Annotated in this window: 17 protein-coding genes; 11 read left to right on the top strand and 6 right to left on the bottom strand. The window is 62.4% G+C overall.

What is annotated here, in order from left to right; genetic code table 11:
- Nucleotides 1-46: 46 nt before the first annotated feature.
- From ACQY4G_RS14050 to rimK, 4 genes are read left to right on the top strand one after another with little or no spacing between them, the layout of a single operon-like run.
- Nucleotides 47-1,891: a M2 family metallopeptidase gene (locus ACQY4G_RS14050; RefSeq protein ID WP_421991773.1), complete on the top strand. Its 1,845-nt coding sequence runs from the start codon at nucleotides 47-49 to the stop codon at nucleotides 1,889-1,891.
- Between the two features lie 50 nt (nucleotides 1,892-1,941).
- Entirely contained in the window at nucleotides 1,942-2,901 is a 960-nt protein-coding gene (locus tag ACQY4G_RS14045; RefSeq protein ID WP_421991771.1) for a YncE family protein, read from the top strand.
- A complete protein-coding gene (locus ACQY4G_RS14040; protein ID WP_067689701.1) occupies nucleotides 2,898-3,362 on the top strand; it encodes an ATP-dependent zinc protease family protein in 465 nt (154 codons plus the stop codon). The genes ACQY4G_RS14045 and ACQY4G_RS14040 overlap by 4 nt, the downstream gene beginning before the upstream one ends.
- A gap of 10 nt (nucleotides 3,363-3,372) precedes the next feature.
- On the top strand, nucleotides 3,373-4,278 hold the full coding sequence (gene rimK, locus ACQY4G_RS14035; RefSeq protein ID WP_067689698.1) for a 30S ribosomal protein S6--L-glutamate ligase: 906 nt from the start codon (nucleotides 3,373-3,375) through the stop codon (nucleotides 4,276-4,278).
- Nucleotides 4,279-4,605: 327 nt separating this feature from the next.
- Here rimK and ACQY4G_RS14030 read toward each other — a convergent pair whose 3' ends face one another.
- The 5 genes from ACQY4G_RS14030 to rpsF all read right to left on the bottom strand — a co-directional run bounded on the left by ACQY4G_RS14030 (nucleotide 4,606) and on the right by rpsF (nucleotide 8,243).
- Entirely contained in the window at nucleotides 4,606-5,379 is a 774-nt protein-coding gene (locus ACQY4G_RS14030) for an SDR family NAD(P)-dependent oxidoreductase (RefSeq protein WP_421991769.1), read from the bottom strand.
- A 25-nt stretch (nucleotides 5,380-5,404) separates the two neighbouring features.
- A complete protein-coding gene (locus ACQY4G_RS14025) occupies nucleotides 5,405-6,844 on the bottom strand; it encodes an AMP nucleosidase (protein WP_421991767.1) in 1,440 nt (479 codons plus the stop codon).
- Between the two features lie 129 nt (nucleotides 6,845-6,973).
- On the bottom strand, nucleotides 6,974-7,642 hold the full coding sequence (gene rplI / locus ACQY4G_RS14020) for a 50S ribosomal protein L9 (RefSeq protein ID WP_425061763.1): 669 nt from the start codon (nucleotides 7,640-7,642) through the stop codon (nucleotides 6,974-6,976).
- Between the two features lie 11 nt (nucleotides 7,643-7,653).
- Entirely contained in the window at nucleotides 7,654-7,878 is a 225-nt protein-coding gene (gene rpsR / locus ACQY4G_RS14015; protein WP_067468986.1) for a 30S ribosomal protein S18, read from the bottom strand.
- A complete protein-coding gene (gene rpsF / locus ACQY4G_RS14010) occupies nucleotides 7,878-8,243 on the bottom strand; it encodes a 30S ribosomal protein S6 (RefSeq protein WP_421991765.1) in 366 nt (121 codons plus the stop codon). Before rpsF ends, rpsR begins: the two co-directional genes overlap by 1 nt.
- A 214-nt stretch (nucleotides 8,244-8,457) precedes the next feature.
- Between rpsF and ACQY4G_RS14005 the strand changes: the two genes are divergently transcribed.
- From ACQY4G_RS14005 to ACQY4G_RS13995, 3 genes are all read left to right on the top strand, one after another.
- Complete coding sequence (locus ACQY4G_RS14005; RefSeq protein WP_421991763.1) at nucleotides 8,458-9,621, top strand: hypothetical protein; 1,164 nt, start codon at nucleotides 8,458-8,460, stop codon at nucleotides 9,619-9,621.
- Between the two features lie 51 nt (nucleotides 9,622-9,672).
- Nucleotides 9,673-10,623 (top strand): DUF808 domain-containing protein, encoded by a 951-nt coding sequence (locus ACQY4G_RS14000; protein WP_421991761.1) that lies wholly within the window; start codon nucleotides 9,673-9,675, stop codon nucleotides 10,621-10,623.
- 156 nt (nucleotides 10,624-10,779) lie between these two features.
- Nucleotides 10,780-12,477, top strand: coding sequence for a diguanylate cyclase domain-containing protein (locus ACQY4G_RS13995; protein ID WP_425061762.1), 1,698 nt, complete (start codon nucleotides 10,780-10,782; stop codon nucleotides 12,475-12,477).
- Here the strand turns inward: ACQY4G_RS13995 and ACQY4G_RS13990 are convergent.
- On the bottom strand, nucleotides 12,474-13,901 hold the full coding sequence (locus tag ACQY4G_RS13990; protein ID WP_421991757.1) for a glutamate ligase domain-containing protein: 1,428 nt from the start codon (nucleotides 13,899-13,901) through the stop codon (nucleotides 12,474-12,476). The two genes, ACQY4G_RS13995 and ACQY4G_RS13990, sit on opposite strands and share 4 nt — an antisense overlap.
- 54 nt (nucleotides 13,902-13,955) lie before the next feature.
- On the opposite strand from ACQY4G_RS13990, the gene ACQY4G_RS13985 reads away from it, so the two are divergent.
- From ACQY4G_RS13985 to dnaN, 4 genes are all read left to right on the top strand, one after another.
- Complete coding sequence (locus tag ACQY4G_RS13985; RefSeq protein ID WP_421991755.1) at nucleotides 13,956-14,780, top strand: LD-carboxypeptidase; 825 nt, start codon at nucleotides 13,956-13,958, stop codon at nucleotides 14,778-14,780.
- Nucleotides 14,781-14,802: 22 nt separating this feature from the next.
- Entirely contained in the window at nucleotides 14,803-15,741 is a 939-nt protein-coding gene (gene fabD / locus ACQY4G_RS13980) for an ACP S-malonyltransferase (protein WP_421991753.1), read from the top strand.
- Nucleotides 15,741-16,493 (top strand): 3-oxoacyl-[acyl-carrier-protein] reductase, encoded by a 753-nt coding sequence (gene fabG / locus ACQY4G_RS13975; protein WP_067689666.1) that lies wholly within the window; start codon nucleotides 15,741-15,743, stop codon nucleotides 16,491-16,493. Before fabD ends, fabG begins: the two co-directional genes overlap by 1 nt.
- Nucleotides 16,494-16,737: 244 nt before the next feature.
- On the top strand, nucleotides 16,738-17,862 hold the full coding sequence (dnaN, locus tag ACQY4G_RS13970) for a DNA polymerase III subunit beta (RefSeq protein WP_067689663.1): 1,125 nt from the start codon (nucleotides 16,738-16,740) through the stop codon (nucleotides 17,860-17,862).
- The last annotated feature ends 2 nt before the right edge of the window (nucleotides 17,863-17,864 follow it).

The following is a 17,864-nucleotide window of genomic DNA, read 5'->3' as shown; positions in this document are numbered from 1 at the left end:
GTAGCACGTGAAACTACACGCAAGAATAATCCCTGAGAGGACAACCATGAAACTCGCATCCGTCGCCCTTTCCGCGCTCGCAATTTCGCTCGCCAGCCCGGCGCTGGCCGATGATCATCAGATCACCGCAACGGCCGAAGCGACCTACCCGTTGACCCCGCAGGGCGCGGCCGACTGGGTGGCGATGGTCGAAAAGGACATGTTCGATTTCTCGGTCGAATACGGCCGGGTGCTGTGGATCAATTCGACTTACATCATCCACGATAGCGACCAGCTCGCCGCCAAATACGGCGCGCAGGCGACTGAGAAGTCGGTCAAATACGCCAATGAAGCAGCGAAGTATGCGCAGGTTGCAGGGCTCGATCCAGAAGTCGCGCGCAAGCTCGACATCCTGCGCAACGGCATCGTCATGCCCGCGCCGGTCCGCGATGGTGCGGCGACCGAGCTCAACGAGATCGCGACCAAGCTCGGCTCGGCCTACGGCAAGGGCAAGGGCACGCTCAACGGCGAGGAGATCAACGGCAGCGATATCGAGGCCGAAATGGGCGATCTCGACCGCACGCCTGCCGAGAAGGCCGAAATGTGGACCAGCTGGCACGACAATGTCGGCGCGCCGATGCGCGATGATTACCAGCGCATGATCGCCATCGCCGGCGAAGGTGCCAAGGAACTGGGCTTCGATGATCTGGGCGCTATGTGGCGCTCGAATTACGACATGTCGCCCGACCAGTTCGCCGCCGAGACAGAGCGCATGTGGCAGGAAGTGAAGCCGCTCTACATGGCGCTGCACACCTATGTGCGTGGCAAGCTCAACGAGAAGTACGGCGACGAGGTGCAGGCCGCCACCGGCCCGATCCGCGCCGATTTGCTCGGCAATATGTGGGCGCAGGAATGGGGCAATATCTATCCGCTGGTCGCGCCTGCGGGCGCGGGCGACATCGGCTATGACCTCACCGAACTGATCGAGCAGAAGGACCTCGACGAGGTCGAGATGGTCCGCGTGGGCGAGCAGTTCTTCTCCTCGCTGGGATTCGAACCGCTCCCCGAGACCTTCTGGCAGCGCAGCCAGTTCGTGAAGCCCGCCGACCGCGAAGTGGTCTGCCATGCCAGCGCCTGGGACGTCGACAATGTCGACGACCTGCGCATCAAGATGTGCATCAAGCGCAATGCGGACGACTTCAAGGTCATCCACCACGAGCTCGGCCACAACTACTACCAGCGCGCCTACAACCAGCAGGATTATCTGCACCTCAACGGCGCAAACGACGGCTTCCATGAGGCTATCGGCGACATGATCTCGCTGTCGATCACCCCCGAGTACCTCGTCCAGATCGACATGCTCGACCGGGCCCAAGTCCCGAGCGCCGACAAGGACATCGGCCTGCTGCTGCGCGAAGCGATGGACAAGGTCGCCTTCCTGCCCTTCGGCCTGATGGTCGATCGCTATCGCTGGCAGCTCTTCGACGGTACCATCCCGGCAGAGGGTCTGAACAAGGGCTGGAACGACCTGCGCCTCGAATACCAGGGCATCGTCCCGCCGGTCGAGCGCGACGAGACCAAATTCGATGCGGGCGCGAAGTACCACATCCCGGGCAACGTGCCCTACACGCGCTATTTCCTCGCGCGCATCCTGCAGTTCCAGTTCTTCAAGGCCGCGTGCGACCAGGCCGGCTGGGAAGGCCCGCTGCACCGCTGCTCGTTCTACGGCAACGAAGACGTCGGCAAGAACCTCAATGCGATGCTCGAAATGGGCGCCAGCAAGCCTTGGCCCGACGCGCTCGAAGCCTTCACCGGCGAACGCCAAATGAGCGGCAAGGCGATGGCCGAATACTTCGCGCCGCTGAAGGCATGGCTCGATGAACAAAACGCGGGTAAGACGGAAGGGTGGTAAGTCGTTTCGCCTCGCTCCTGGTCCTTCCGCTCGCGGTCGCCTGCGCGCCCGTGGCAGGGGAAGGAGATGCCGCCTCCCAACCTGTTGCGAGCGATGTCGAGGGTGCCCTGTTCGTCGCGGGCAAGTTCGGCAACACGCTGTCGAAGGTCGATCTCGCTACGGGCGAGCAGGTCGTCAGCGTGGACAGCTGTGCCAATCCGCACGAATTGGCGACTTCACCCGATGACAGCCACGTTGCGCTGGCCTGCTACGGCGGCACGAGCATCGACATCTTCAAAACTGCCGATCTTTCGAAGGTCGCTAGCGTCGACCTAGGCGAAAACGCGCGGCCGCACGGCATCGTGTGGCATGCGAATGGCGATCTCTATGCGACTGCCGAAGGGCGCCAATCGATCTTCTGGATCCGCGACCCGCTGGGCGCGGCAGAGACCTTCGAATACGGATCGGGCCAACGCGGGACGCATATGCTCGCGGTTGCTCCCGACGGCACGCACGCCTGGACCACCGATCTAGGATCGCGCACCGTCACGCTGATCGACCTCAAGACCCGCCGGGCACCGCAATCGGTCGAGGTCGGGGAGGAACCCGAGGGCATCTGGCTGTCGCAGGATGGCGAAACCCTTTGGGTGTCGGCGCGCGGTTCGAACGCCGCTTTCATGCTCGACCCGCAATCGCTCGAAGTGCGCCAGAGGATCGAAACCGGCGCGTTCCCTCTGCGCATCACGCTGCGCCCGCAGGGCGACTATGCGGTCACATCCGACCTCGCCGATGGCGGCTTGACCGTGATCGACACGGCCACCGGCAAGGTCGTGCGCAGCATCGCCGTGTCGAGCCCGTCGGAGGCCGCGGCGCGCACGCAGGTGACGATCCTCTTCTCGCCTGATGGCGAACGCATTTATGTCGCCGAAACGCGCAACGATACGATCGCCGAAGTCGATTTCGACACCGGTGAGGTTCTGCGCCGCCTGCCGGGGACCGGTGGCGGCGACGGGATTGCAATCATCGAATGAGCGCCCAACGCAGGGATCTGCCGGTGGTCGGCTGGCGCGAGCTGGTGCACCTTCCCGAACTGGGATTGCACGACGTCCCGGCGAAGATCGACACCGGCGCGCGGACGTCTTCGCTTCATGGCACGGTGATCGAGGAATTCGAACGCGATGGCGAGCAATTCGTCCGCTTCGCGGTGGATTTCGAACAGCAGCACGTGCGCCAGGTTTGCGAGGCGGTGCATGTCGACATTCGCGGTATCACCAGCTCGAATGGGGAAACGCAGCGACGCTATGTGATCAAGACCCCGCTCAGGATCGGGGACGTCGAATTCCGGGCGGAAATCAGCCTCGCGGATCGCCGGGACATGCGCTTTCCCATGCTGATCGGCCGATCCTCGCTGCGCCGTCGATTTGTAGTCGACAGCGGCTATTCCTGGCTGCAGACGCCCGAACGCAAGACCACGAAAGGGCACAAGCCCTGAGGAGAACACCATGAAAATCGCCATGCTGGCGCGCAATGCCAATCTCTATTCGCACCAGCGCCTCAAGCAGGCGGCGGAGGAGCGTGGACACCAGCTCGATATCCTCAACACCACGCGTTGCACGGTCCATATCGCCAGCCATCGGCCCGAGGTTTACTACAATGGCGAGCCCTGTGTCGGATACGATGCGGTCATCCCGCGGATCGGCGCGTCGATCACCAATTACGGCTTGGCGATCCTGCGGCAGTTCGAAATGCGCGGCTGCTGGCCGCTGAACGAGAGCGTCGCCATAGGGCGTAGCCGCGACAAACTGCGTTCGATGCAGATCCTCGCCAAGCATGGGTTGGGGCTGCCGCTGACTGCCTATGCCAACGATCCCAAAGCGGCCGAGGAAATCATCAAGGCGGTCAATGGCCCACCCGTGGTGATCAAGCTGCTCGAGGGCACACAGGGCATCGGCGTTGTGCTGGCCGAAACGATGAGCAGCGCCAAGTCGGTGATCGAGGCCTTCCGCGGGGCCAACGTCAACATCCTGGTGCAGGAATTCATCAAGGAGGCCGGCGGTACCGACATTCGTGCACTGGTGGTCGGCGGCAAGGTCGTGGCAGCGATGAAGCGCACCGGCGCGCCCGACGATTTCCGCAGCAACCTTCACCGCGGCGGCAGCGCGCAGCTGATCAAGATCACGCCCGAAGAACGTTCGACAGCCGTCCGCGCGGCGAAGCGCATGGGGCTGAACGTGTGCGGCGTCGACATGCTGCGCAGCAACCACGGACCGGTGATCATGGAGGTGAACTCCTCCCCCGGCCTCGAGGGCATCGAGAAGGCGACCGAGAAGGATGTCGCCGGAATGATCATCGAGTTTATCGAGAAGAGCGCGAAGGACGGCAAGACGAAGACGAAGGGGCAGGGGTGACTCTCTAAGGCGGCTAATGGCCCGCTTGCCGACATTGCTGTCTCGCGTAGAGTCTGGGCATGAGACCGGTCGCTCGATACATTGTCTGGACGCTTGGGTCAGGTGCCTACTGGGCTATCTCGCTATCCCTTGTCCTGCTCGTGAGTTGGGTAGTCGGAGGCGACTGCGGGTTGGAGCAGACTGACACTGCCCTTAGGGCATGTGGGCAGGAAAAGCGCTGGGCAGTCGTCGTTAGCTTCGTGGTATTCGCCATCGCCTACATCGCGGGAGTTCGCGCCATTCTAAGGCGTAGTCGCTAATGACTGGAATCCACCCAAATATTAGCCCTCACGCATTCCGCGCCACCAGCCCGCCGTCGACCGGAATCACCGCACCGGTGATGTAGCTCGCGGCGGGCAACACCAGTGACAGCGTGACATGCGCGACTTCCTCGGGATCGCCATAGCGCCTGAGCGCGGTTCGGCGCTTGGCGAATATGGTCTTGTGCTCGTCGGGCACTGCCTCGGTCATTGCGGTCCGGATCGGGCCGGGGCAGATGCAGTTGACCGTGATGCCCTCGGGGCCGAGATCGACGGCGAGGCCGCGGGTGAGGCCGGTCACGCCGGTCTTCGCCGCGACATAGGGCGTGTCGCCGGGCGTTGCGCCCAGGCCTTCGGTGCTGGCGATATTGACGATCCGCGCGGCGTCGCTGCGGCGCAGATACGGCAGCGCGGCGCGCACCATGCGCTTCTGCGCGGTCAGCATTACCGCCAGCGCCCGGTGCCAGACCTCCTCGTAGGCATCGCCTTCGTCGAGCGGGCAGAAGCTGGAGACGCCGGCATTGTTGACGAGGATGTCGATCCCGCCGAAGTCCTCGGCGATCTTCGCCACGGTCATCGCGATCGCTTCCTTGTCCGCCACATCGAGTGCATAGGCACGGGCGTCGGCCCCGCACTCGCGCGCCACCTTTTCGGACGCGGTAAGATCGAGATCGGTCACCGCCACCCGCGCGCCTTCTTCCGCGAACAGCCTTGCGGTGGCGCGGCCCATCCCGCTCGCTGCTCCGGTCACGATGGCGACGCGGCCTGCAATCGAGCGCGAGCGGTTCGGCGCAACTGTCATTTTGTCCTCCCTTGTGGGAGCGAGCTTACCTAAACGGCGGCTCGTTGAAAGCGCGCAGCTTGCGGCTGTGGAGGCGCGGGCCTTCCTCTTTAAGCCTGCGGCAGGCGGTGACACCGATCTGGAGGTGCGCGGCAATCGCCTGCTCGTAAAAGGCGTTGGCTTGGCCGGGCAGCTTGATCTCGCCATGCAGCGGCTTGTCCGAAACGCACAGCAGCGTGCCGTAAGGCACGCGGAAGCGGAAACCCTGACCGGCGATGGTGGCGCTTTCCATATCCACCCCGACCGCACGGCTGAGGCTCATGCGGTGTGCGGAATTGGTATAACGCAGCTCCCAGTTGCGATCGTCGGTCGTGACCACGGTGCCGGTGCGCATGCGTTTCTTGAGGTCCGCGCCGTGTTCGCCCGATACCTCTTCCGCCGCACCGGCCAGCGCCTGCTGCACTTCTGCGATGGCGGGAAGGGGGATTTCGGGCGGAAGGACCGGGTCGAGCACATGGTCGTCGCGCAGATAGGCGTGGGCGAGTACGTAATCGCCGATCTTCTGGCTTGGCCGCAGACCGCCGCAATGGCCGATCATCAACCAGGCTTCGGGACGCAGGACCGCAAGATGGTCGCAGATGGTCTTGGCGTTGGACGGGCCGACGCCGATATTGACCAGCGTGATGCCTTCCTTGTTGGGGCCGACGAGATGGTAGGCCGGCATCTGATGCCGCCGCCATGCCGTGTCGGACAATTGCTCGCGCGCATTGTCGGTTTTCTCGGTCAGCATAAGCCCGCCCGCGCCGGCGAGTGCGGTGTAACCGTTGGATCCCAGCTGCGAACCCGCCCAGTCGACGAATTCGTCGACGTAGCGGTGATAGTTGGTGAAAAGGACGAAGCGCTGGAAATGCTCGGTGCTCGTGCCGGTATAATGCGCCAGGCGCGCCAGGCTGAAATCGGTGCGCAGGCCGTCGAACAGCGACAGCGGGATCGCGTCGTCGGGCCCTTCCAGCACGATACCGTCGGCCAGTTCGTCGCCGATATCGGCGAGCTCGGTCGAGGGGAAATGCCGCGCGATCAGGTTGGGATCGACTCCGACCAGTTCAGCGCCCGCATCGCCGTCGAGGACATATGGGAAAGGAATCTCCTGCCGCGAGGAGCCCACTTCGAACTCGACCTCGTAATTCTCGGAAATCAGTTCGAGCTGCTCGCGCAGGTAATCGCGGAACAGCGCAGGGCGCGTGACCGTGGTGGTGTAGAGACCCGCCGCGTTCAGCCGGCCGAAGGCACGATTGCGATCCTCGGGCTGGTCGCCGCCACGAAAGCGCAGGCGCAATTCGGGATAGGCGTAGCTTCCGTCGCTGCGGCGTTCGGGCGCGGGCAGTTCGCGCTGGCGCCCGAAAGCGATGACGTCCTCGCGGAGCCGCTCCACCGCCGCGTCGTAAATCGTCTCGATCCGGTCGAGCGTCTGTTCGATCGATTCCATGGGCGCTTCTCCTGCCTCTTGTTGTTTTCGCTTTTGCGTCTCGCCCGCAGATAGGGATTGCGGGCGTCTCTTACAAAAAGGGCGCGGGGGCCGAAGCCGCCGCGCCCTGAATGTTCTCGTCGCCGAAGGTCAGGCGTCGTCGCCGTCGGGCGCGGTCGCTTCGATCTTGGCTTCGGTTTCGCTCACACCTTCGGGCGTGCTGACGCCGTCTTCGAGCATGTCGGCGGGAATTTCGCCGGGCTCGAGCGTCGGGTCGACGCGGTTGGCTTCGGCCTGCTCTTCGATCTCGCGCTGTTCGTCTTCGAACATCTGCGCCATCACGTCGATGCCCTGGCTCTGCAGTTCGGCTTCGTCGTCCGAGCGAGCGACGTTTGCCTTGATCGACACCGAGACTTCGGGGTGAAGGTCGATGCGGACTTCATGCATGCCGATCGTCTTGATCGGATCACCCATGATGACCTGCTTCTTGTCGATGTCGTGGCCCTTGTCGCCGAGCGAGGCGGCGATGTCGCGCACGTTTACCGAGCCGTAGAGCTGGCCGGTGTTCGATGCGGCACGGATCAGGACGATTTCTTCGCCATTGACCTTTTCGCCGGCCTTTTCGGCTTCGGTGCGGCGTTCCGCGTTTTCCTTTTCCAGGCGCTCGCGGTTCGCTTCGAAGACCTTCTTGTTGGCTTCGTTGGCGCGCAGGGCCTTCTTCTGCGGGAGCAGGAAGTTGCGGGCATAGCCGTCCTTCACGGTGACGACGTCACCGATCGAGCCGAGCTTTTCGATCCTTTGAAGGAGAATGATATCCATGGATTTTCCCCTTACTTCACGATGTACGGCAGCAGGCCGATGTGGCGCGCGCGCTTGATGGCCTTGGCCAGTTCACGCTGCTTCTTCGCGCTGACGGCGGTGATGCGGCTGGGGACGATCTTGCCACGTTCGGACATGAAGCCCTGGAGGAGGCGGACGTCCTTGTAGTCGATCTTGGGGGCGTTCTTGCCCGAGAACGGGCAGGACTTGCGGCGGCGGAAAAACGGGCGGGCCATCAGTTACGCTCCTCACGGTCGCGGCGCTTCTTCGCATCGCGCTCGTTCTTGCGCATCATCACGCTTGGGCCTTCTTCGTGTTCTTCGACACGGATGGTCATGTAGCGGATGACGTCTTCGTTGATGCGCGTCTGGCGCTCGAGCTCTTCCACGACGGCACCGGGGCCCTCGATGTTGAGCATGACGAAATGCGCCTTGCGGTTGCGGTCGATCTTGTAGGCGAGGTTCTTGAGGCCCCAGGTCTCCGTCTTGGTGACCTTGCCTTGATTCTTCTCGATGATCTCGGTGGCGGTGGCGGCGAGTTGGTCCACCTGAGCCTGGCTCAGGTCCTGTCGCGCCAAGAAAACATGCTCGTAGAGAGCCATGCCCTTGTCCTTTCACTTAGCGGCCGATCGCTGGCTGATCCGCGGGATTGCGGGGCCCCTCCGGCTTTCTTCGAATCCCCGGGGCGGACCCGAGGGATGCGCGCACATAGCGGGATTAGCGCGGAATGCAAGCCTCTGCATTGGGTCGCGACGTGACCGAAACATACAATCAATCGCACCTATCGTTGATGATGAAGGGGGTGGAGGTAGGGGTATGAAAAAATTTCACTCATGGTCGGCAGTATTCGGTAGCTTTGCGGTCTTGTTCGCTCATTCCGCTGTCGCCCAGACGCCACCGGAAGCGCAGGATGGGACGACCATCGTCCAATCCACCGATAGTTTTCGCATCGAAAAGCTGGCAACTGGCGGTCAGTCTATACCCGACAACGCGTATACTCGTCTCGTAATCGAGGCGGACCCCGAGGCGCTGAAAACGCTCGGATACGGGAAGCGTTCGGCATTCTGGCGTTTGGCAGCCGGCAAGAAATACAGCTATGCGGCCGTCCTCAAGGCGCAAACGGGGCGATTTTCGGATACGATTCCGATTTATGGGCGTGATTATGAGAGCTCGCGCAAAATCGGGGAGAGTTTCGAACGAAAGGTTAGCGGCGACATTCTGGCCTTCCCGTATTTTCTGGTCGGTAGCGAAGCATCCGCCGGGATCGTAAGCTTCGTATTCGACGCGAACATGACCGAGACCACCGGTACCGAGATTTCAGCCAATACGCTCGGCGTCGTACGAAATCTCCTCAAGGCAGTCGCCCCATCGTCCAGCGTCGTCACTACACTGACCGCAGATTCCAGCCGGTCGGTGGCCGATAAGATCGACGGACAGGTCAACAAGCTTTTCGGAACGTCGATGGCCGAGGGAAAGACCTTCGACCTCAATATGAGAACGACAAACTCATACAGGATTACGGTTTACGCGCCATATCGGGAACTGAACGAGATGGAATATGATCGAACGGTGGGCCGCTGGACCCTTTCGGTCGCTCAGCCCCGGGCATCGATGTTCGTGGAATCCGAATGCAGTTCTTCTTGCGACTGGTCGGGTGCATTCGAGGGTGCCACGGCCAATCCGTCGAACGTCTTGCAGTTCAAGCTTGTCGATCAGATAGGCGACCAAGGCGACGTTGCGGCATATCTGCAGGCCAGGGATTGGTGGACCGAGACCGTTTCCAGCCTCGAAGACGGCAACAATCAGGAAAAGGATTTCGGCAAATTCTGCAACAAGATACGCGATGCCATTCAAGGCCTCGGGTTCAATTTCACGGACGGCACAATCGTCGCTGCATCGGTGGCACGCTCTGGATTGGTCTCATCCGGCCTGGGTGCATCGATGCAAGGTGAATCTTCCTGCAAAATTCAACCAGCTTGAATTGGCTGCCGCTCGCGGGCAATGCGCTCGCTTTAGCTGGAGGAGTAACGCGTGCCCGGTGGACTTGTAGCCCTGCTCGACGACGTATCGATCATTGCGCGTGCAGCGGCGGCCTCGGTCGACGATATCACCGTTGCGGCCGGCAAGGCAGGTTCGAAGACGGCCGGGGTCGTGATCGACGATGCGGCGGTGACACCGAGCTACGTGACGGGCCTTAGCCCGGCGCGCGAGTTGCCGATCATTTGGAGCATCACCAAGGGTAGCTTCAAGAACAAGCTCATCATCCTGCTGCCCGGCGCTCTATTGCTGAGCTGGCTGCTGCCGAGCGCGATCATCTTCATCCTCATGCTGGGCGGGGCGTATTTGTCCTACGAGGGCGCCGAGAAGGTGATGGAAAAGCTCGGCGGGCAAAAGCACGGCCAAACGGTCGACGATGTGATCGACGATCCGGTGGCGTTCGAAATGAAGCGCATAAACGGTGCGATCCGGACCGACCTGATCCTGTCGGCGGAGATCATGGCGATTACGCTGAACGAGGTCGCATCGGAAGATTTCGTGGTGCGCGCCGGCGTGCTGGCGATCGTCGGGATCGCGGTAACGGTAGTGGTCTATGGCTCGGTTGCCGTGATCGTGAAGCTCGACGATATCGGCCTGCATCTAAGGGAGAAATCCTCACAATTTGCGCAGGCGTTCGGCCGCTTCCTCGTGAACTCGGTTCCTTACCTGCTGACCTTCCTCTCCTTCATCGGGACCATCGCCATGCTGTGGGTAGGCGGCGGGATCATCCTCCACGGCCTCCACGAACTGGGTATCCACGGGCCTTCAGACTGGGCGCATGGCTTGCAACACATGGTCGAGGCGGCGACCGGGGGGATGTCCGGCATTCTCGGCTGGGCGACGTATGCAGGCCTGTCGGCGCTGGCAGGCCTCGCGCTCGGTTTCGTCATCGCGATCCTGCTGCACAATGTCTTGGGCGTGGGTACCGCGGAGAAGGCGCATTGAGATTGCGTTTTCCAGGCGCCGGCTGTTCCCTTCGCGCCTGTTTTCCCTTTTCGGCACACCATGGATTCCGGTGCAGTCGGGAGTATCGCGGATTGATAGGCTGGTGCGCTAACGAATAACGAAGATAGGGCAAGGGTGCGGCGGTTTTGTGCAATCATGGCAGGATGCTTTGGCCTGATAACGGCCGCACCTGCTGCCGCCCACGCAATCGATCTCGAAGACAGGGTGTGTACCGGCGGCGCTGACAGCGTGGAAGCCGCATTGGACCTTCCCACCCAAGGTCTCCAATGTTCCGGTAACCGTTTCGATCTGCAAGACAGGTTCGTGCGCACTTCGGTGCAATTGGAGGATCTCTTTCTCCCTCAAATCTCCGAGATGATGTGGCAGCCGGTTGCATCGAATTTCGAGTCGATGCTCATTCGGTTCACCTATGCGGACGGGACCCAAAGGATCGTCGACGTGGACCACCAACTGCCTGCACGCGACTGGTTTGCGGGAAATCGCTTCAACGTTCCGGTCCCGTCCCATCCCGAGCAATTGGTGGCCGTCGACACGGTTATAGAAGAACCGCATTCGCGAATGACCATCCGGAGTCCGCGCCTCATGGCGCAGGACCATGTGGAGCAGGATAATTTCGGGCGATCTCTGGTCTACGCACTGGTGCTCGGGCTCTTGATCCTGCCAGTTTTCTACGATCTGCTGTTTTTTCGCATCCTGCGGCAGAGTTTCATAATCTGGCATCTGGTCACGGTCGGCAGCATGGCGGCCTATACCCTCTTACATTCGGGCCTGATCTACGTCGTCATCCCCAACCTGGGCCTCGGAGCCCGGTGGTGGGGTATGGTTTCGAGCTTCGTCTTCTCGGTGTCTTCTGCGATCTTTCTGGTTCGCGGACTCATCGAGCGCCGTTGCATGACGCGACGCATGTTCGTGACCATGAACATTGCAGCCATCATTCCTCTTGCGTTGCTGGTCGTCTCATTCGTCGGTGTCGACCAATTGCGAATAGTATCGAATCAGCTGCAATTGCTCGGCTTCATCCCTTCCGCACTCATGGTGCTGGCGGTCTTGTTGATTGCCCTCGCCAAAGGCAGCCGTGGCGCAATCTGGGCGATGCTGGGTCTTGGCGGGCTGGTCATCGTAGGCGCGATGCGGCTGCTTGAGGGGCTCGATCTGTATTTTTTGCCTTTCCCGGTGGGGGATATGATCTTTGCGGCGATGGTGGGGCTGTCGGTCTTCACGACCTTCGGGGTGGGCGACAGGTTCCTGAGCCTGCGCCGGGACCGCGATTTTGCGCGCGATCAGGCGATCCGGCTGCGCCAGGTGGCCAATACCGACGGGCTTACAGGCCTCGCCAACCGCCGCGCTTTCGACATGATGGGGCGTCTGAGCAAAGGATACGGGCTGCTGGTCATCGACGTCGATCGCTTCAAGCAGGTCAACGACAGTCACGGGCATCAGGTCGGCGATGCGGTCTTATGCCAGCTCGCCAGCGTGCTGCGCGCGGCTCTCGAGGATCGACCCGGTGCGCGCGTTTTTCGTCTCGGAGGGGAGGAGTTCGCGGTCATCGCCAAGGTCGGCGCCAGGGAGGCCCTGAGAGATTTGGCCGAAGATCTGCGGAACCGTGCGGACGGTTCGGACGAAATGACCAAGAATCTCGACCTGCCGCCTGTCACGGTCAGTATCGGCGGCGTGCTGGGCCAGGGCCAGTTGATCCACGAAGCGTTCGGCAATGCCGATGTGGCGCTTTATCGGGCAAAGGAAACCGGCCGCAACCGAACGGTGATCTTCCCCTACGATCAGGATCAAGAGCGACGCCGCGAGATGCGTTTCGAGCGTCTCGGCGGAGGCTAGTTCAACCTGCCGAAGAGATCGCGCGCGAAGGTGCTCAGCGTATCGTCCCGCGCGCCCATGATGACGATGCGATCGCCGGGCCGCGCGATACTCGCCAGCCTTTCGCCTACCTCCTCGCGCGAAGGGACGTATTCGGCATGGCCGCCAGCATCCTCGATCAATCGCACGATCCGCTCGCTACCCTGGCTGCGATCGACCGTCCCCCCGAAATAGACCGGATCGCACAGGATCACACGATCATCTTCGTCGAGTTCCTGGGCGAAGGTTTCTGCCAGCTCTTCGCCCATCTGGACAAGCGGGCCGTAGCCATGCGGCTGGAAGAATGCGAGCACGCGGCCCGGGTGCGCTTTGAGCGTGCGCAGCGTGGCAGCGCATTTCTCCGGATTGTGCCCGAAATCGTCGATCACGGTGATGGCCGAGGTACTGGTCCCGACCACGTCGAAGCGGCGTGCCAACCCCTCGAATGCGGCGAGTGCCTCGACCGCCTTGGCCACCGGGATGCCCGCCGCAGCCGCACCGGTTATCGCAGCGAGTGCGTTCGACAGATTATGCCGCCCGGGCAGGTTGAGCATAAGCGCGTGCTCGCTGCCATCGTGCCGGTCGATCACCATCGCCGCCTGGCGCATCGGACCCTCGGCGATCGAACCTGGGACGATGCCGATTTGCGCCTTCTCCCGCTCGATACCGAAGGTAATCGTTTCCTTGGCATGCGGCAGCAGCGCCAGCGCTTCGGCATCGTCGGCGTTGATCACCGAAATGCGGCTACGCGCGAGATATTCGCCGAATAGCTGGCGCAGTTCCTCCATGCTCTTGTGGTCGAGGCTGACATTGAGCAGCACGCCCACTGCCGGGCGGTAGAGCGCGATCGAACCGTCGCTTTCGTCGACCTCGCTGACGTAAAGGCTCTGCCCGCCGACCACTGCGCTCGCATAGGGGCGTTCGGGAGCGACGAAATTCTTCATCACCGCGCCATTCATGATCGTCGGCTCGCGCCCGCAGGCGTGCAGGATCCAGCCGAGCATTCCGGTAACGGTCGACTTGCCGCTGGTGCCGGCCACCGCGATCCCGGCGCCGCTGGTATTGAACAGGATCGAATTGAGCTCCGCGCGGCTGAGACGCAGACAGCCGAGCTCCTTTGCCCGTTGCACTTCGGGCACGCTGTCCTCGACCGCTGCGCTGGCAACGAGGATCTGCTCCTTCGAAACCATACCGCTGCCGTCCTGCGGATGCAGCGCGAAACCCTGCCGCTCGAGCGCGCCGAATTTCTCGGGCGTACGGCCCTGGTCCCGGCTCCGGTCCGATCCTTCGATCGTGCAACCGCGCCCTTTCAGGATCTGCGCCAGCGGCAGCATTCCCGATCCGCCGATCCCGCAGAAGAAGAAGGGACGGGCGAAGAGTTCGTCAGGAGTGGGCATATCGCTCATCCGCGTGCAGCTATTGAGTTGTGCCGCCCGATACAAGCGCGCTAGCAGACGCAGATGGTCAGAATTGCGATCTGCGCCCCCGGAAAACGGTTGAAGCGCGAGCGGGCCGAGGCTCTCGAAGCGTTGGTCACGGGGCGCGACGATGTCGCGCTGCACTTCCACGAGCAGTGCTTTCTCGAGGACGGTCATTTCGCCGGGAGCGACGAGATACGGCTCGCGGCCTTGCTCGAATGCGCCAACAATAGGGATTTCGATGCGGTATGGTTCGCTATGGGCGGCTACGGGTCGAACCGCATCGCAGCGCGGGCGGTCGCGCAGATGAACAATGCGGCGCGCGGCAAATCCTATCTCGGCTATTCGGACACGGGATTTTTGCTAGGCGTGCTTTACCGGCATGGCATCGGGCGCGTGGCGCATGGGCCATTGGCGGGCGATATCAGGCGCGAGGGCGGCGAGGCGGCGATCGAGCGCGCGCTCGATTGGCTCAAGGGCGGTACGCAGGGGCTGGAACCCCATCTCGACGAACGGCCCGCCGCTGCATTCAACCTGACCACGCTCGCAATGCTGGTGGGGACCGAACTGGCGCCCGACCTTTCGGATCATGTCGTCATGGTCGAGGAAGTGGCCGAGCATCTCTATGCCATCGACCGGATGTTCTTCCATGTGACACAGCACCTGTCAGGCATTGCGGGGCTGCGACTCGGGCGGGTTAGCGAAGTGCCCGAAAACGACCGGCCGTTCGGCCGCGACGAACTCGCCATCGCGCAGGATTGGTGCACGCGCAGCGGTATCCCGTTCCTCGGGCGCGCCGATATCGGCCACGATGCAGCCAACACAATTGTTCCCTTCGGGCTTGAGGCGCGCCGCACACGAGCCTAGGCGCGCTCGCGAGGAGATTTTCATGACTGCATTCATCTTTCCCGGACAGGGCAGCCAGAAGGTCGGCATGGGTGCCGAACTCGCCGATGCCAGCGCGCATGCTCGCGAGGTGTTCGAAGAAGTCGACGAGGCATTGAAGCAGAAGCTTTCCGCGCTGATGAAGGACGGGCCCGAGAGCGAGCTCACCATGACGGCCAATGCGCAGCCGGCGATCATGGCCAATTCGGTCGCCACGGCGCGCGTGCTGGAGAAGGAATTCGGCGTTGCGCTCGCCAATGCGGCCGATTGCGTCGCAGGCCACTCGCTGGGCGAATACAGCGCGCTGTGCGCTGCCGGAGCCTTTTCGCTGACCGACACCGCCAAGTTGCTGCGCCTTCGCGGTATCGCCATGCAGGATGCCGTCCCGATCGGCGTCGGCGCGATGGCCGCGCTGCTCGGTGCCGATATCGACAAGGCGACCGCGCTTGCCGAAGCTGCCGCACAGGGTCAGGTGTGCGAAGTCGCCAACGACAACGATCCCACGCAGGTCGTGATTTCCGGCCATGCCGAGGCGATCGAGCGCGCCATCGAGATGGCCAAGGACCACGGCATCAAGCGCGGCATCAAACTGCCCGTTTCGGCGCCCTTCCACTGTTCGCTGATGGGTCCCGCTGCCCTGCGCATGAAGAACGCGCTGGAAGAGACACCCCCTCAGGCCTTCACCGTCCCGTTGTTCGCCAATGTCACCGCCGCGCGCGTCACCGACCCGGCGGAAGAACAGGGTCTGCTGGTCGAACAGATTACCGGTCGCGTGCGCTGGCGCGAGAGCGTCCTCGCGATGCGCGAGGCGGGGGTGGAGCGCTTCGTCGAACTGGGCGGGAAAGTGCTCGGCCCGATGGTCGGTCGCATCGATAAGGAGGCGACCACGGTCAGTCTCGTCACCATGGAAGACCTGGAAAACTTCGCGAAGGAGAACGCGTGATGTTCAGCCTCGAAGGCAAGACCGCCCTCGTCACCGGTGCCAGCGGCGGGATCGGCTCGTCGATCGCCTATGCGCTGGCCAAGCAGGGCGCACGGCTCGCGTTATCGGGTTCCAACGGAGACAAGCTGCGCGCCTTTCGCGAGCAGTTGAACGACGAATTCGGCCACGATCATGTCGAGATCACCTGCGATCTGTCGAATTCGACACAGGTCGAGGAGCTGATCCCCGCCACGGTCGACACGCTCGGCAGCATGAACATCCTGGTCAACAATGCCGGCATCACGCGCGACAATCTCGCCATGCGGATGAAAGATGAGGAATGGGACGATGTGATCCGCATCAACCTCGAAGCCAGCTTCCGTCTGATGCGCGCGAGCGCGCGCCCTATGATGAGGGCGAAAGGCGGCCGGATCATCTCGATCACCAGCGTGGTCGGTCACACGGGCAATCCGGGGCAGATGAATTACACGGCCGCCAAGGGCGGGCTGACCGCCATGTCGAAGAGCCTCGCGCAGGAGCTCGCCAGCCGGAATATCACCGTCAACTGCGTCGCCCCGGGCTTTATCCGCACCGCGATGACCGATGCGCTGACCGACGAGCAGAAGGCCGCGATCAATGACCGCATTCCGATGGGCCGGATGGGCGAGGGCGAGGAGATCGGCGCAGCCGTGACCTATCTCGCCAGCGACGAAGCAGCCTATATTACCGGCCAGACGCTGCATGTGAACGGCGGCATGGCGATGATGGGGTAGGGAATAGGGAAGAGTTTGGTGGCGTCTTTCCGCGTCTGACTGCGTCGGTCGCTGGAACAGTGATGTGAAGCGCGGAGGCGCTCCGCGCACGCCACAAAAACCCCTACTTTTCCCCAAGGAATCACTCCTCAGCGGCGTCCAGCCTTGCTCCACATGTCGGCCCCGCTAGGGTGACTATCCGTATTCCGGCGCTGGTGGGGCGATTCCGGCCTGCCCAGTGCCCAAAAGGGACGAAAGTAGGACCATGAAGGCCACCATCGAACGCGCGACGCTGTTGCGTTGTCTCAGCCACGTCCAGTCGGTCGTAGAACGCCGCAACACCATCCCCATCCTCTCGAATGTGCTGATCGAGGCCGAAGGCGACAATTCGCTCAAGGTGATGGCGACCGACCTCGACTTGCAGGTTGTCGAGCATATGGACGCGAGCGTCGAAAGCGCTGGTTCCATCACCGTTTCCGCGCATTTGCTGTTCGATATCGCGCGCAAGCTGCCCGAGGGTTCGCAGGTGAGCCTGGAAGCGGCGGAGAACCGTATGGCGATCAAGGCGGGCCGCAGCCGCTTCTCGCTGCCGACCCTGCCGCGCGACGATTTTCCGGTAATCGTCGAGGGCGACCTGCCCACCAGCTTCGAACTGCCCGCGAAGACGCTGGCCGAACTGATCGACCGTACGCGCTTCGCCATCTCGACCGAGGAAACGCGCTATTACCTCAACGGGATCTTCTTCCACGTATCGGACGATGCCGACCCGGTGCTCAAGGCTGCCGCGACCGACGGCCACCGTCTCGCGCGTTTCACCCTGCCCCGTCCCGACGGCGCGGAGGGGATGCCCGACGTGATTGTGCCGCGCAAAGCCGTGGCCGAACTCCGGAAACTGCTCGAGGAAGCGATGGACGGGAATGTCCAGATCGACCTGTCGGCCAGCAAGATTCGCTTCACTCTCGGCGGCGAGGGCGGCGTAGTCCTGACCAGCAAGCTGATCGATGGCACTTTCCCCGACTATTCGCGCGTGATTCCAACGGGTAACGACAAGCTCCTCAAGCTCGATCCGAAGAGCTTCCACGAAGGTGTCGACCGTGTGGCGACCATCGCCACCGAGAAAACGCGCGCGGTTAAGATGGGCCTCGACAAGGACAAGGTCACGCTGACCGTCACCAGCCCTGACAACGGCACGGCGACCGAGGAAGTGCCCGCCGAATATGCCTCGGACGGCTTCGAGATCGGCTTCAATGCAGCCTATCTCAAGGATATCCTCGGCCAGATCGACAGCGACAATGTCGAGATCCACCTCGCCGATGCCGGCGCGCCGACGTTGATCCGCAAGGACGAGAACTCGCCTGCCCTTTACGTCCTCATGCCGATGCGGGTCTGACC

The sequence above is a fragment of the Qipengyuania sp. genome, assembly GCF_965277845.1.
Classification (GTDB): Bacteria; Pseudomonadota; Alphaproteobacteria; order Sphingomonadales; family Sphingomonadaceae; genus Qipengyuania.
This window is presented reverse-complemented; position numbering and strand designations above follow the sequence as displayed.